Origin of the sequence: Candidatus Merdisoma sp. JLR.KK011, from assembly GCF_036941125.1 — a bacterium.
In the GTDB taxonomy this organism is placed as follows: domain Bacteria; phylum Bacillota; class Clostridia; order Lachnospirales; family Lachnospiraceae; genus Laedolimicola.
The window spans coordinates 684,279-698,256 of record NZ_JAYWSZ010000004.1; the positions used below are offsets into that span (position 1 = coordinate 684,279).

The following is a 13,978-nucleotide window of genomic DNA, read 5'->3' on the forward strand; positions in this document are numbered from 1 at the left end:
ATCTAAAAATACCGATTTTCTATTTTTATTCTAAATCTTTCCTTTTCATTTGTCAATTAGCATATCGGCATTTTTTTAATCAAATGCCGATATACTAAACTTGTATTTACTATCTTTCTTTCATATATCATGCCGATTATCAATTTGATTATGCACTATGAAACAAAAGCGGCAACCTCATCATTCCTTTTCGGAACCCTCATTCCCCATTAGAAAAATAATCTCTTACATTACAACATTTCGCAAATTACCGTTCTCCATCCAGCCGGTCATATCTTAGATGCCCTTGTGACACTTTTGCATGGTTCAGAATCCGAATAAAAGACCTGTCCTGACTCTCCACCGCCTTTTTATAGCCCGCTTCTGTCAGAAACAGCCGCATCCTATGCCCTTTATCTCCTATGGGAGATTCCCCTGAAAGCACATCAAATACAATCATATGCCTCACTTCCGGGTCAAAGCGTTCCAGTGCCATGATGTCATGCCCTTCCAGCTTCTGGGCGCCGGACTCCTGCCGGGCCACAGCAATCATCTCTCCAACAGTCTTTGCTTTCCGAGGCAGATGATAATTTTTCTGAATATCACAAATCAGCTCCCTACAGTCATTTTCTGAGAGTTCACGGAGTTTCTTTAACAGATTTTCGGCAATGTTCCTTTTGTCATGATCACGGGTATACTGGCAGAACACAGCAATCTCCTGTATCGCATCATATCTGTTGCAGCCTTCCAGCTGAAATACCATCCTCTTTTCATTCTCGGTCAATGTTATCATATATTTCCTCCAATCCGGCCTGATCACCTAAAAATATCATATAGCTACTTATTTTTCTTCCCTGGCTTCCTTATCGTCCGGAAAGAACTTCTCCAGAATATCGATACTGTCTTTGGATGTATACCCCCACAGGATAGAACTGAGTGCGTCAATCGCCTCCCGCCTCCTGCGATAATAGGTACGGAAACTAATATCCCGGATATGGGGGCGCAGTTTCTCTATGATCTCCTCCACATTTCGGAGCTGCTGCGGGGAGAGGAAGGAGTAATACAGCAGCCAGTAATAGCTCTCCCCATTTTTATGCTTGGTACGGAGTAGGTCGATAGAGGTATCCAAAAGTTTCAGCATCCGGTGGCTCCGCTCGATACATTTGGCATGGTGCTCAATGCTGCGGTCTGACAAGTCTATTCCGGCCACATAGACGGACTCCAGGAAATCCTCAATGGAACTCCCATATTCGATCTCAAACCGGCTCCGCACCTGCTGGACGGACAGCTCCAGACTCCACACCACGTCCCTGTATTTCTTCAGCAGTTTCCAGGTATCATGGTACAGTGGGTTATCGGCAATGTTCATTTCTTCCTGATTCTTTTTCATGCCCCGGCACCTCCTTCTCTGCTTTTTCGGTTGGGGAAAGCGTCAGCTCAAAGGTATAGACTGGCTTATCCTCCCCACAGGATACAGTCATTCCAAACCGTACAGCACCTTTCAGTATGTGGGATATATACTCTTCCCTGCAGACGTCTGATAAAGGATATAACTTATATATGGATTTGGGACACCGGAAACAGGAAATGCCCTGTGCATCAAGGACTTGCGCCATTTTTGTGATGACAGTTTCCATGTTCGATTTTGAAACGCTGGTTAATTCCTCTGAAACGCATATCTCCGCTCTGTAACAGTAGAATCTTCCTGTGAATCTGTTTCATCCGGCAGTGCAAGATTGATTTTTAGGACCATGGCAACCTCCTCTTTATCAACAAGGACATCTGATATCTGGAACATGGTAGAAAGGTAGCTATGCAGATAGATCACGCTGCCTGTCCTTCCGGGGAATGACATTAAAGAGATATAGTCCATGTCGGCAAGCTTTTTCAGTATCCGCCCTGTTGTAGCTTTGGAGATGCCCCAACGGACAGCCATTTCACTGTAGGCAGCCAGTGGGGAGCCGGTGCCATTACGAAAATAGACAACCGGACCAATTTCTGAACCCTGTACCTGGCTGTCATTGTAGACAGCAGACATCCACAGCTCCAGCAGGATATCCATTTCAGAGCAGCGGCCGGCGCTGACCAGTTCTGTTGCAATCACAGTGGGCATAAAGAAAAATCCTGTATCCTTTTGACAGGGGCAGTTGTAGTCCAACACGGTATTATGTTTTTTCCAGTCACGCACCTTATATTTGACTACCTTTCCCCGGTCAAGGAAAAGATAGGATATAAGATGGCGTTTCTGCAATTCATCCAGGATAGAAACTGCCTGGCACTGGAAACGGGTACGGAACCATGCTGTAAGTTCTTTCACAGTGCAGATCCATTCACCAGGGTATACCGTATAGCCGATACCATCTATGCGGAGATACGAGGTACGGAAATTTGCGTAGTTGCAAAGCACCGTATAATAAAAAAGACCGGAGCCCCCGCTTGTGCGAATGCTCCGGTCTGCCATTAAGTTCTGGATAAACTGCCGGTAGATCCGGCAGCGTGGATAATCCACAATCTGTTTGATCTCTAATTGATATTCTGACATAATGTTTTCCTCATTTCTCATAGTTTTCTGTAAAAAAAAATCTACAAGACAAATTTCCTATGCCTTGTAGATCATCATTTAGCTCCTATATTCTTCTTTTAAATACTTTCCACGACGAATTTTATTCACAATTCCTATGATTCCACCCTGTTTTTTCCCTCCATACAGTCCATTTAGTCCACAATATATGGTATAAATGAAACTAAATAATACTAGATGTAGTTTCAAAAGTCCTTTCGCTTAGTAGGACACAAAATACTCCACTACATTCTCCGGGAACATCTCCTTGAATTCTCCATAGAGCTGTGCTGCCAACGTCTTGTTGTGGGCTATGACAAGGGTTGGCTTCTGTAATTCCTGAATGACATTCGCCATCGTAAACGTCTTGCCGGAACCCGTAACCCCTAGTAAAGTCTGGAATCGACTGCCCTCCTTGAAGCCTTTGACCAACTCGGCAACGGCCTGCGGGCTTGTAGGGAGCTTGTAATTTAAGCTCCGGCATAGGAAAACCGTATTTTTGAAACGAAACAACACTGAATACCACCAGCCAAAGGGCATAATGGTACTACTGGCACAAAAATCAATTACAAGGGAAATGTAACACAATATATGGAATCAGTCAATGAAAAGAAACTAAATATAGTGAAGGATATAAAGATATGCCTAAAATAAATTCCTTTTGCTTTCTCGTCAATATTCCATTTTCTTTATGAAATCTTCAAAAATATCTTTTATGCTATTGATAGAATCAAATGAAAGGACATGATGATTATGGATATGATTCTGAAAACAACAAACCTCTGTAAAAGCTTCAAAGGGCAGACAGCAGTAAACAATGTCTCTCTGAACATTCAGAAAAATTCCGTCTACGGATTGCTGGGACCAAATGGAGCAGGCAAATCTACCATTCTTAAAATGCTCACTGGTATTTTGCGCCCTACATCGGGAGAAATTGAGTTTGACGGTCACGCATGGAACCGCAGCGATTTGCAATCTATCGGCGCATTGATTGAAATGCCGCCCCTATACGAAAATCTGACTGCATACGAAAACCTGAAAGTGCGAACCCTTGCGCTCGGACTTCCCGATACCCGCATTGAGGAAGTCTTGCGGATTGTTGACCTTACAGACACCCGAAAAAAGAAAGCGAGACATTTTTCTTTGGGAATGAAACAGCGGCTTGGCATTGCGCTTGCGCTGTTAGCATCACCTAAATTGTTGATTTTAGATGAACCGACAAACGGGTTAGACCCTATTGGTATTCAAGAGTTACGGGAACTTATCTGTTCTTTCCCGGCGCATGGAATTACAGTAATTTTATCCAGCCATATTTTATCCGAAGTAGAACAGATTGCGGAACACATTGGAATTATTTCTGCCGGGAAGCTGGGCTATGAAAGCAAAATAAACAAAGGCACAAGTTTAGAAGAAATTTTTATGCGTGTTGTAGCTGCTAATAACGAAAGGTGGAAAAAATAATGTTTTATCTTATACATTCTGAATTATTAAAAGTGCGTCATACGTTTGCAGTAAAGCTATTTGTTGCGGCTCCTATCGTTACTTTGAGCTTAGGATACATCTTGAGCGGAAAATTTGTTCAGCTTACAGCCTATAATTGGTGGTATATTTTGATACTGCCGATTACGATTGCTATTTGGTGTGCCAGCTTTATCAGTTGTGAAAAACGCACACAGTATCAGAATATTCTCTGCTTATCTGTTGACAGGAAGAAAATCTGGATTGGCAAGCTGTTTGCGGCTGCCTTGCTGCTTTTATTAACCAATTTTGTAATGTGGGGCGGCTGTACGCTCTTTGGTGTTTTTACCGTAATGAACATTGACCCGCTTAATGGGTTTTTCGGCTGTATGTTATTGTTTCTTGTTTACCTTTGGCAGCTTCCGCTTATTATGTGGCTTGCGAAAAAAACAAATTATCTGACCGCTGTACTAATTTCCTTTAGCTGCAGCATTTTATCCACACTTGGAGCAGAAAGCGATTTGTTTTATCTCAATCCATTTGCCATTCCAGCACGCATTGTATGCCCCTTTTTCAAAATGCATCCTAACGGTATTCCTATTGAAAATGGTTCCTTTCTGCTGAATACTGGAACGGTCATTCCTGCCGCTTTGTTTAGCTTGATTTTGGCGGTATTGTGTTTTTTGCTTACAGCATGGCTTTTCAGTAAAGGAGACAGAACACATGATTGAGTTATACCATTATCTAAAAAGCGATTTTTACAAGCTGCGCAATTCTTCGTTCTTTTGGGTACATGTTTTATTCCCATTTCTGGGAGCAGCACTTGTTTTACTGTATGCGACATTTGCGGCTGTAAACGATATAAACAAAACTGCGGTATTCTTTCAGCTTTTCGCAATCGCATATCCTTTTGTTATTAGTATCGTTTGTGAGATTATCGCAGGACAGGAAAACCGGGCTGGGCATTATCAGAATATTTTAGTGCTGCGTTCCAAAACGAAAGTTATTTTGTCTAAATTCCTGTTACTGATTGCCGCCGGATTGCTTGCAGTATTATTGGGCATATTTCTATTTACTTTGTTGCTTCCGGCAACAGGAACAAAGCTGCTTTTGCCCATATCATCCCTTGTATTACCGGCTCTGACCTTGTGGAGCAGTAATATACTGCTATATGCGCTTTCCATTATCTTGGCATTTCGGTTTGGAAGAACGATCTGCATAGGAACGGGAGCTATTGGCAGTTTATTAGCTGCGTTGCTCCAAACAGGCCTAGGTACAGGCTTGTGGTTTGTGCTGCCATATGGCTTTGGAATACGTCTTAGTAATTTTGCGCTTCAATTTGCCTTGCAGGATTTACCTGCTGTTAGTGCAGAACTTAAATTTGGGATAAGCATGTGTGCGGGCATGACAGTTTTGTTTATTGTAATTTTGCTCGTGTGGTTTTTGCGGTACGAGGGAAAGTGTACAAATGAGTGATGAGATGATATTATATGGGTTGTTTGGGAAATGTGATATGGTTCCTGTGCGGAGGATTATGGCAGGGCTTGGCATGGACAATATCGGGCATTTTTGGGTGCATAACCATTATTGGAATACCGATTGGGCGGCAATGTTTCAAATTTACTGCTCTTAGTAAATGAAGCCTGACAGGAGGGATTGATATGGCAAATATATTAGTTGTTGATGATGAAAACCCAATGCTGCAATTGATAAAGCGCATTCTCGAAAAAGACGCCCATACCGTAACACTTCAAGCAAATGCAAAAGCCGTTCTTGATTTGGATTTCAGACGATATGATTTGATTTTGCTGGATATTATGATGCCGGATATGGACGGTTTTGAATTATGCGATCAAATCCGTTCCCTTGTGGACTGCCCTATTATTTTCTTGACTGCAAAAACACAGGAAAGCGATATTGTTCGTGGTTTGGGAATTGGCGGCGACGATTACATCACAAAGCCTTTTGGTACAAATGAATTGCTTGCCCGTGTAAATGCGCATTTACGCAGAGATACCAGAGAAAAGAAATATGCCATATCCATTTCGGGCATTATCTTTCACATCAACGCAAAGGAAACGGAAGTTAATGGGAATAAACTCCCTCTAACCAAAAGTGAGTATGAAATATGTGAATACTTGGCTTTGCACCGGGGACAGGTTTTTTCAAAGGAGCAGATTTATGAAGCTGTTTTTGGTTTTGAGGGAGAAAGTGACGATAGTGTGATAGCCACTCATGTAAAAAATATTCGCAGTAAGTTAGCGGCTGTCAAATTATCCCCTATTGAAACGGTTTGGGGGGTGGGTTATAAATGGGAGTAAAAAAACTGCGTTCTATCTTCATGCGGTATATATTCACTGTTGCCGGAGGTATCCTTTTCATTATTGCCGTTAATGTTGGTCTATATATGCTCTGTATAAATACAGAAGTCATTATTCCTGCCATGAATATTGAGGATAGGATTGCTGACGCAGCAGAAAAAATACAGGCAGATAAATTATTTGATACAGCCGACATTCCCAGCTTTTGCGATTATGGCGTTTATTCTCCCACAGGTGCGTTCCGGTACGGTTCTTTATCAGAAGATACCGCCGACACCTTTTGGGAAAAAGCTGCCACAAACGGAAAGAATATAATTCACCCATACCGTGTTCGGATTGTTGACCGTGGGGACGAAGTCATTCTTTTGCGTTACCGTTTGACTTCACAATTCAGCAATCCAGTGCTTCGGCGGATATGCCCCACATCCGACTTTTGCCTTGTCGGGCTGATAATAATTGAGACTATCGTTTTGCTGCTCCTTGTTTCTCATTGGTTTGGGAAATATACGGGCAGGAAAATTGAGAAACTGCTTATTGTAACCCAGAAAATTGAGAAGCAGGATTTGGATTTTAAGATTGAAAGCAGTGGCATATTTGAAGTAGACCGCGCTTTATCCGCATTAGAACACTTGAAACAGGCACTAAAAAATTCACTTGCCGAACAATGGCAAGCCGATAAATTACGGCAGGAACAAATTTCAGCTTTGGCACATGATTTGAAAACACCATTGACTATTATCCGTGGAAATACGGAGCTGCTGTATGATACGATACTTGCCGATAATCAGAAAGAATGTGCGGACTATATTGAGGGCAGCGTTGTTCAAATGCAGGATTATGTTGAAACGCTGATTGACATGACAAAAGCAAAAGAGAATTTTTCTTTTCGCCGTGAAAATGTAAAATTATCTTTCTTATTGCAGGAAATTCATACACAGGCAAAAGGTTTGTGCGCTGTAAAAAATATTCATTTGGAATGGAGGGAGAATGTTGATCGGGAATATATCTTTGCAGACAGTGAACAACTGATAAGAGGTTTTGCAAATGTTCTTTCAAATGCAATAGAATATACGCCGGCAGGAAAAACTGTTTTCTTTGAAGTGTATGAAAAAGATAATTCAATCCTATGTTCTATCACTGATATGGGAAGCGGCTTTTCTCCCGAAGCGTTAAAACATGCGGCCGAACTTTTTTTTATGGGCGAACAAAGCAGACATTCCAAATCACATTATGGAATAGGTCTTTATGTAGCAGACTCCATAATAGCCCAACATGGCGGACAGCTTATTTTAAGCAACTCTGAAAAGACTGGCGGCGCACAGGTTATAATCAAAATTCCATATTGATCTTTTGGGCGGCTTTCGAGCCGTCCTTTTTTCAAATCTTTATAAAATCCACAAAATTAGCAGTTAACATATTAATAAACAATAGAAATACAACCTGCCACATGACGGCAATAGAAAAATGTCAAGCAGCCGTATTCCCACCACATTTTCTGGTTTAAACAGAAAGGCAAATAAAAAGATAATGGTCTCGTGATTACTAAAAAGCTTTCAGCCCTTCCACAATCCCCTTCGCAAGTTCTCCGGCAAGCTTCTCCTGATATTCTTCCGACATCAGCTGATTCCTTTCATTATAATTGGAAAGATAACCTATTTCTACCAACACAGCAGGAACTGTTGTATTCTTCAGGATATAATAATTGGCAGGTTTTATATTCCTTGAAACAATATTTCTGCCCTCTTCTATTGTTTCCATAATCTTTTCAGCATAATGTTTCCCTTCCTCCCCACTCTTACAGTAATAACATTCCAAACCATATATCGAACTGTCTTTTTCATAATAATTGCAGTGAATACTTATAAAAAGATCTGCCTTTTCCCTATTTGCAATCTGTACCCGTTCTTCAAGTTTCATAAAAATATCTTTATCCCTGGTAAGACCCACCTGGATTCCCTGATCCTCCAACAGTTCCTTTAATTTCAGGACAACAGCAAGGTTGATCTCCTTCTCTGTTGCCGCCTGTTCCACTGTTCCCCCATCTTCCCCGCCGTGTCCGGCATCCAGGACAACCATATGATTTTCTTCCCCCAAAAGGTCTGCGTCCAATTCATCTTCCTCTGCACCGGATATTGTTTCCCGAATAGCATCCGCCTTTTGGGTGCTGCTCTCATTCTCATTCCTGCGGAAAAAATCCCGGATATACAAACAGCCGCAGATCATTAGCAGAATCATAACTGCCAGGACAGCCGCCATAATTCCCCGGACGGTATAGGCTATGACCTTACGCCTCCTTCTGGCAATCTTCTTGCTTCTTTTTCTTTGATTCTCTGTCTTCCAGGCTGGCTGTCTTCTCTTTTGCACCATACTTGCTCCTACATTCTGTTCCTTTGGGATATTGACAATATACCAGCTGCAAAAAACTGCCCTCTCCTGACAAGGGTTTTCTCCTTATCAAAAGAGGGCAGGCAATGGCTCAGGCCACTTTTACAATACAAATCTGGGTTGCTTTCAGTCCGCTGCCGGAAGAACTTCCCCATACCCGAATGAACTGTCCGGATGCCAGATCTGCCGCTGCTGCCTCTGACATTTCAGATCTGGCCCCTCCATCGTAGATCGTTTGTATAGCAAACAGGGTATTTTCATCGTATGTAACCGCAATCTTGTTAAACTCAGAATCATCCCCGCTTCCGGGAACCACTATGATATCACCGCCATTATCCGACTTTGCTGTAATGGCCTCTACCACGGTAAGCTGCCCATCCTTCAGCTCTTTGATATCCCCTTCCAGATTGGGATTACTGTCCACCCATTCTGCAGATGTGCCAGACGTACCTTGGCTTTGTGCTTCCGGTGATTCCGGTTCATTCCCGGTGCCGGTTCCTTCTGCATCCGCTTCCGGTTCCGGAGCAGAAACATCGTCCTCTGTATCATCCTCCGGGATCGGCTCGCCCTGAACCACCTGTGGTTCCTGGGTATCTGATGCCTCCGCCTTCTTTCCGCAGGCACATACCGCAAGGCTCAGGATGAACAGCACCCCTGTCAATAAGAGCATTTTTCCTGTTTTCTTTTTCATGTTGTTCTCCTCTCCTATAAAATTCAATCCACAGCTTATCCAGTATTTCTGCGGATTCTTGTCCATCCTATCAGAGCAGTCTCTAAAAGGTCTCTAAAACATCTTAATAAAGAATGAACTTCATTTATTATTGCTCCATTGACCGATTTTGAGAAGCCTTTCGCAAAAAAGAATCGGACACGTCACATGGTTTCGTATGTTTCTGCACACGGAAAGGCCGTCCATACCGGGCATATTGATATCCATCAGAATCAGATCCGGCTGCATCTGTGCTTTTTGAATCGCTTCCTTCCCGTTATAAGCGGTCAAAACATCATACGCTTCGGAAAAATAACTTCTCATCATATCCACAATTCCCTGCTCATCATCCACAATCAATAATTTCCTTTTCATACGTTCCACCTTCTACAGAGATTTTTTATTATATCACAGAAATCTCAAAGAATTCTCAACTGTCATAAAAAGGTACGGAAATCAATTTTCAAGGATACTGTGAGGAAGATTGAAAAGTTGTGGTTTTCCTTATTTCTTAAACGGGGAAATTTAGAAAATGCCTTTGACTTTACCCTTACGGTAACTTTCCAGTCCGTATGAAATACTCAGCCGCCTAAAAAAACTCCCTTTTCGGAAAAATGTCTCTACTGCTCATTTTCCAAGACCTGTATATAGAAATAATAGTGTGCTATACCACCATAACCGCTTTTTTTAGTATCCCATTCAGCAACGACTTCATAAATATATCCGCCTGGTTTCAACTCTATTTCATAGCTGTCTATATCTATATTTTCACTGCTTGCATCATGGTCGTTCCAATGCTTCTCGTTCCAGCACTGAATATTTAAAATTGAACTGGGGTTCTCTGAAAAATTCAAAGCAGCTGTTGTCTCTGAGGTTTCATATTTGAAAAGCAAACTTTCGCAATCCAGCGGATGCGGACTATCGGTTTGTGTTTCGGTAGAAGTTCCGTCACTATTTCTTTTCTGCCACACATAAGCCCCCAACAGCGTATCAAAAGCAGTTTCATCACTTGTGACAGTTAATCTGGGCGGAGCCTCTAATATTATATTGGCATTTTCATCATTTAACAGTCTGTTTGCATATGCACTAAGTGCCTGGCATGGTTCGTATTTCGTCTTATAACCAACACCGTCAATCACAAAGAATGGGTTATATCCCATAACTTCTGTCTGTGTTCCGTCTGATAATTTCAGTGTAAAAATCACGCCTTGTCCGCTATACTCTGTATAGGAATTGTCTTCATTATAGATAACCACGTCATTCAAATATCCTGTTAATTCCTCAATTTCTTCAATTTGAATGGTTGTGTCCGGCGGAGTCAATCGTACTGTGGCTGACACTATTTCCGATGGTTCCAAATCTTTAAATGGCTTTTTCCCGCCAACAGCATAGGAAACAATAATGATAATTCCTATAAATAATATGCATGTTAATATAACTACCAGCGCCTTCTTTTTCATACCGCCTCTCCTCGTATCTTCATAATCTATATAGATGCTAAAGCAAAAACTTTCGTTATCATATTTATGCTTTCCGACTTTTCAATGGGTAAATAATCACGGAATCTTATTCCGATTAGTCCTCGATAAAATAAAATTGTTATATCGGCTTAATCCTTATAGTAGTTCAGCATATGCTCATAAATATTCCTGGTCTGTTCTTCATCTCCCCAGGATAAAGGGTCATCTGCATAGCACAGAGTCCAAAATGGCTCTATATTCTGGATATTTCCCGGAAGATTTTCCCACAAATTATACATTCGGCCTGCAAAATGCTTTATATCCGGACAATTAACATAAGCTGTTTTTAATTTACTCATTAAAATCCTTCCGAATTGTTCAAGATCAAGATTATTGTAGTCAATATGTGTTCTTATATAAATAATCGCTTTTTTCATGTCTGTTTCCCATTCCAAATAGAGCAGCTCATTATCCTCGGGGGTATTGAGAAATAATTCATCAAGCCGTTTATTATACTCATCTTCAGTTATCAATTCCTCATAAAGCAAAATCGCATAAACCAACAATTCCTCCATGATAACACCTCTCAATCCAATTTTCCCGCCATTCAGCTTCCAAGCGGCGAATTCCCACTCTCCTTTTCATGCCGCAAAAATGATAGATTTTAGTTTTTCCATATGTAGTTTCAAAAAGCCGATAGTATTCAAAACAAAAAGGCGCTCTCCGCCACGCAGTTCCCTGCGAGTATAAGAGCGCCGCTGTTGACGGTATAATGATGCAATTATAGCAGAAATTTGTCTGTCACGCAAGGGCGCTGCGACAGCCACGCCGCCAAATCTGCGCCCCTGTTACTGTTCACTCCGTGCCCGGTAACACGCCCCTTCTGCCCTTAAATTCCGATATGCACAATGGCTGCCCTCAAATACTGACATCCCCACAGCACCCCGAAGATACGGCCCTTCGCAGTCTTCGTATTCCAGCAGCCTCTTCCCATCCACCAGAACCCACAGTACAGCCCCCCTGCACTGCACCTCAATGCAGTAACACTTCCCCGTTTCCCAGAAAAATTCCGTCTCTGCCAGTATCTGATACCCATTCTTATTCTTCAGAAGCCCCAGCTTCCCTTCCCCATAAAATCCTGCCGCATAGGATCGCACAGCTCCCTGCACCCGCACATTCAGCAAATGTTTCTCTCCGCACAAGGGTTTAATTTCCGCCGAAAGGCAGTAATCTCCAAATGTATGGCTTCCCGTATAGGTTTCCGCAAAATCTGTTCCTGACACATGCAGCCATTCGTCTTCAAGCCAGGTACTGCCCTTCACACGGGTAAACTGAGTAACCTCCCGCTGAGTGCTGCTCCAGTGCTCACACCAGGATTCCAGACATTCCTGTCGGAAATCCATTTCATAATCAGGCTCACCACCATACTCCAGAATATCCAGGTAAGCCGTAAATAAACCGCCGCTTCCTTCTTCCTGAGCCGTAAACAACAGTCCGGCTTCACCCAGGCAGGCTCCTCGCTTAAAGGGAATCACAAACTCCAAATCCAGCCATGATTCCTTTTGACAGGGAATCTTTTTACCGGATAACAGCTCACCATCATTCAGATCCCGCACATACAACTGTACATATCCTTGAATTCCACACGCCAGTACCTTTGCCTGCAGGTATTGGCCCGGATAGATTCTAGGCGAAAAAGAAGGCTCATAACGGTTGTCATACAAATCCTCCGCCCGGTAATAGGTCTTCTGATAAACATAGAGCTTCGCTCCTGCTCTCATTCCCTCTGCTTCCACCTTCAAAGAACGCCGGCCTGTGCAGGACATCTCCGAAGTATTGTAGATTCTGTATAAAGCTTCCTGCCGGCAGCCCTCCCCAGCAGTATATTCCCTGTCTCCGTTCTCATCCTCCTCTGCCTGCTCCAAACGCACCCGCATAGCATGTGTGGAACCAGGATATTCAAAATGACAGCTCTCCAAATGATTTTCCAGCAGCTCCTTCCAGCTTCCCGGCAGTTCCACACCAGCCAGCGCAAAGGCCTGTCTGGCCATGCAGGATGCCCCATAAGGAACATCCATGATATTGAGGCTTCCCATAGTCCCAGAGCAAATAAGGAGATCATTCACTGCTCTTTGCCATTTTTCGTAATCAATTCCGGATATTCCTGCGCGCACGCCCATAATCGACCCAAGGTTTCCAACATTGCAGTCCGTATCCCACCCACACATATTGCAGATGCATAAGGTTCTGGCAAAATCATCTCCGCCATAGAGAAGGGCCAGGATCATGACTGCTGCATTTGGAATAATGTGGCAGCTCCCCGGATACTTGTCATAGCCGAAATGCTCCTGAATAAAGGCCAGACACACCCTCCAGTCTCCCGTCTTATCCTTTTCCCAGAACTTGAGAACCTCCCTTACCATTTCCGCATACGCACAATCAGACGGAAGATAGGTGAGAGCCTTTTCAATCAGTTCCTCCATGGGCCATTCCTCAAAGGCAAGGCTGATGCAGACCGCCACAAAGACACCGCCCCAGATTCCATTGCCGTCATGGGTGACACTGGCTGCTTCCCTAGCCAGCTCTGCCGCCTGTCCGGGATTGCCGGGAGACACAAGCCCCCAGGGATCAATAAAAATCTGTCCCCCGATCTGCTCCGCCATCGTTTTTCCATTCTTTTGGATACTTCCGCTTAAAGGGGCGGGAATTCCCTGCCTGAGATTCAAGTATGCTGTATGTTCCGTAGATAAACCGTAACCGCCCCACCAGAAAAATCCATGCTCATAGGGCGCATAATTCAACAAGGCCTCCGCCACATCCTGCGCCGTAAGCTTCCTCCCCGGTTCCACCTGTTCCAAGGCCCTCACAAGAAAAACCGGCCCGTTGCTGTCATCATCCGCGGCAAAATTTCCGTAATCCACAGGATAATCCCACAGCTCCCCGTATTTTTTCTGAATCTCTTCGCTGCTCCAGCCCTCAACAGGCGCGCCCATACGGATGCCGATAACCTTTCCCAGCCATCCTGCATAGATCCGCTCCAGGGTGTTTTCATTTAACTGATACGTATTTTCGTCTTTTTTCAGACCTTTTACAGGAACTCCCACGT

General features: G+C 43.2%; 14 protein-coding genes and 2 pseudogenes. 6 read left to right on the plus strand and 10 right to left on the minus strand.

Features of this window, described 5'->3' with window-relative positions; genetic code table 11:
* Window positions 1-247: 247 nt before the first annotated feature.
* The 4 genes and pseudogenes from VV089_RS17155 to VV089_RS17170 form a co-directional block, all read right to left on the minus strand.
* Window positions 248-772 carry a DUF5720 family protein gene (locus VV089_RS17155; RefSeq protein ID WP_334336753.1) on the minus strand — a complete coding sequence of 175 codons (525 nt, stop codon included), beginning with the start codon at window positions 770-772 and terminating at the stop codon, window positions 248-250.
* 48 nt (window positions 773-820) lie between these two features.
* The gene (locus tag VV089_RS17160) at window positions 821-1,369 is read right to left on the minus strand and encodes a hypothetical protein (RefSeq protein WP_172520294.1); all 549 of its coding nucleotides are present in this window, start codon (window positions 1,367-1,369) and stop codon (window positions 821-823) included.
* A gap of 267 nt (window positions 1,370-1,636) precedes the next feature.
* Window positions 1,637-2,521 carry a MarR family transcriptional regulator gene (locus tag VV089_RS17165; RefSeq protein ID WP_334336754.1) on the minus strand — a complete coding sequence of 295 codons (885 nt, stop codon included), beginning with the start codon at window positions 2,519-2,521 and terminating at the stop codon, window positions 1,637-1,639.
* A 243-nt stretch (window positions 2,522-2,764) separates the two neighbouring features.
* Window positions 2,765-3,023: pseudogene (locus VV089_RS17170) on the minus strand (DEAD/DEAH box helicase family protein); the annotation flags it as partial.
* Between the two features lie 269 nt (window positions 3,024-3,292).
* Here VV089_RS17170 and VV089_RS17175 point away from each other — a divergent pair.
* The 6 genes and pseudogenes from VV089_RS17175 (at window position 3,293) to VV089_RS17200 (ending at window position 7,664) form a co-directional block, all read left to right on the plus strand.
* Complete coding sequence (locus tag VV089_RS17175) at window positions 3,293-4,000, plus strand: lantibiotic protection ABC transporter ATP-binding protein (protein ID WP_334336755.1); 708 nt, start codon at window positions 3,293-3,295, stop codon at window positions 3,998-4,000.
* The gene (locus tag VV089_RS17180) at window positions 4,000-4,728 is read left to right on the plus strand and encodes a lantibiotic immunity ABC transporter MutE/EpiE family permease subunit (protein ID WP_334336756.1); all 729 of its coding nucleotides are present in this window, start codon (window positions 4,000-4,002) and stop codon (window positions 4,726-4,728) included. The genes VV089_RS17175 and VV089_RS17180 overlap by 1 nt, the downstream gene beginning before the upstream one ends.
* The gene (locus VV089_RS17185) at window positions 4,721-5,473 is read left to right on the plus strand and encodes a lantibiotic immunity ABC transporter MutG family permease subunit (RefSeq protein WP_172542876.1); all 753 of its coding nucleotides are present in this window, start codon (window positions 4,721-4,723) and stop codon (window positions 5,471-5,473) included. Before VV089_RS17180 ends, VV089_RS17185 begins: the two co-directional genes overlap by 8 nt.
* 14 nt (window positions 5,474-5,487) lie before the next feature.
* Window positions 5,488-5,631, plus strand: a pseudogene (locus tag VV089_RS17190) (YccF domain-containing protein); the annotation flags it as partial.
* A gap of 27 nt (window positions 5,632-5,658) precedes the next feature.
* Entirely contained in the window at window positions 5,659-6,318 is a 660-nt protein-coding gene (locus VV089_RS17195) for a response regulator transcription factor (RefSeq protein WP_334336757.1), read from the plus strand.
* Window positions 6,309-7,664 (plus strand): sensor histidine kinase, encoded by a 1,356-nt coding sequence (locus VV089_RS17200; protein WP_334336759.1) that lies wholly within the window; start codon window positions 6,309-6,311, stop codon window positions 7,662-7,664. The genes VV089_RS17195 and VV089_RS17200 overlap by 10 nt, the downstream gene beginning before the upstream one ends.
* Before the next feature lie 196 nt (window positions 7,665-7,860).
* Here the strand turns inward: VV089_RS17200 and VV089_RS17205 are convergent, their stop codons facing one another.
* The 6 genes from VV089_RS17205 to VV089_RS17230 form a co-directional block, all read right to left on the minus strand.
* Window positions 7,861-8,685, minus strand: a complete 825-nt coding sequence (locus tag VV089_RS17205) for an N-acetylmuramoyl-L-alanine amidase family protein (protein WP_172542872.1) — start codon at window positions 8,683-8,685, stop codon at window positions 7,861-7,863.
* Window positions 8,686-8,794: 109 nt separating this feature from the next.
* On the minus strand, window positions 8,795-9,394 hold the full coding sequence (locus VV089_RS17210) for a hypothetical protein (RefSeq protein WP_334336760.1): 600 nt from the start codon (window positions 9,392-9,394) through the stop codon (window positions 8,795-8,797).
* Window positions 9,395-9,514: 120 nt separating this feature from the next.
* A complete protein-coding gene (locus tag VV089_RS17215; protein ID WP_172542871.1) occupies window positions 9,515-9,787 on the minus strand; it encodes a response regulator in 273 nt (90 codons plus the stop codon).
* A gap of 245 nt (window positions 9,788-10,032) precedes the next feature.
* Window positions 10,033-10,872, minus strand: coding sequence for a hypothetical protein (locus VV089_RS17220; protein WP_334336761.1), 840 nt, complete (start codon window positions 10,870-10,872; stop codon window positions 10,033-10,035).
* Between the two features lie 149 nt (window positions 10,873-11,021).
* Window positions 11,022-11,447 (minus strand): hypothetical protein, encoded by a 426-nt coding sequence (locus VV089_RS17225; protein ID WP_172542870.1) that lies wholly within the window; start codon window positions 11,445-11,447, stop codon window positions 11,022-11,024.
* A 273-nt stretch (window positions 11,448-11,720) separates the two neighbouring features.
* Window positions 11,721-13,976: an ADP-ribosylglycohydrolase family protein gene (locus VV089_RS17230; protein ID WP_334336762.1), complete on the minus strand. Its 2,256-nt coding sequence runs from the start codon at window positions 13,974-13,976 to the stop codon at window positions 11,721-11,723.
* Window positions 13,977-13,978 lie beyond the last annotated feature (2 nt).

What these genes read in the sequence shown, in the direction of transcription:
- VV089_RS17175 (WP_334336755.1), top strand. Translation starts at nt 3,293, where the DNA reads ATGGATATGATTCTGAAAACAACAAACCTCTGTAAAAGCTTCAAAGGG.
- VV089_RS17205 (WP_172542872.1), bottom strand. Translation starts at nt 8,685, where the DNA reads ATGGTGCAAAAGAGAAGACAGCCAGCCTGGAAGACAGAGAATCAAAGA.
- VV089_RS17185 (WP_172542876.1), top strand. Translation starts at nt 4,721, where the DNA reads ATGATTGAGTTATACCATTATCTAAAAAGCGATTTTTACAAGCTGCGC.
- VV089_RS17180 (WP_334336756.1), top strand. Translation starts at nt 4,000, where the DNA reads ATGTTTTATCTTATACATTCTGAATTATTAAAAGTGCGTCATACGTTT.
- VV089_RS17225 (WP_172542870.1), bottom strand. Translation starts at nt 11,447, where the DNA reads ATGGAGGAATTGTTGGTTTATGCGATTTTGCTTTATGAGGAATTGATA.
- VV089_RS17215 (WP_172542871.1), bottom strand. Translation starts at nt 9,787, where the DNA reads ATGAAAAGGAAATTATTGATTGTGGATGATGAGCAGGGAATTGTGGAT.
- VV089_RS17200 (WP_334336759.1), top strand. Translation starts at nt 6,309, where the DNA reads ATGGGAGTAAAAAAACTGCGTTCTATCTTCATGCGGTATATATTCACT.
- VV089_RS17165 (WP_334336754.1), bottom strand. Translation starts at nt 2,521, where the DNA reads ATGTCAGAATATCAATTAGAGATCAAACAGATTGTGGATTATCCACGC.
- VV089_RS17210 (WP_334336760.1), bottom strand. Translation starts at nt 9,394, where the DNA reads ATGAAAAAGAAAACAGGAAAAATGCTCTTATTGACAGGGGTGCTGTTC.
- VV089_RS17220 (WP_334336761.1), bottom strand. Translation starts at nt 10,872, where the DNA reads ATGAAAAAGAAGGCGCTGGTAGTTATATTAACATGCATATTATTTATA.
- VV089_RS17160 (WP_172520294.1), bottom strand. Translation starts at nt 1,369, where the DNA reads ATGAAAAAGAATCAGGAAGAAATGAACATTGCCGATAACCCACTGTAC.
- VV089_RS17155 (WP_334336753.1), bottom strand. Translation starts at nt 772, where the DNA reads ATGATAACATTGACCGAGAATGAAAAGAGGATGGTATTTCAGCTGGAA.
- VV089_RS17195 (WP_334336757.1), top strand. Translation starts at nt 5,659, where the DNA reads ATGGCAAATATATTAGTTGTTGATGATGAAAACCCAATGCTGCAATTG.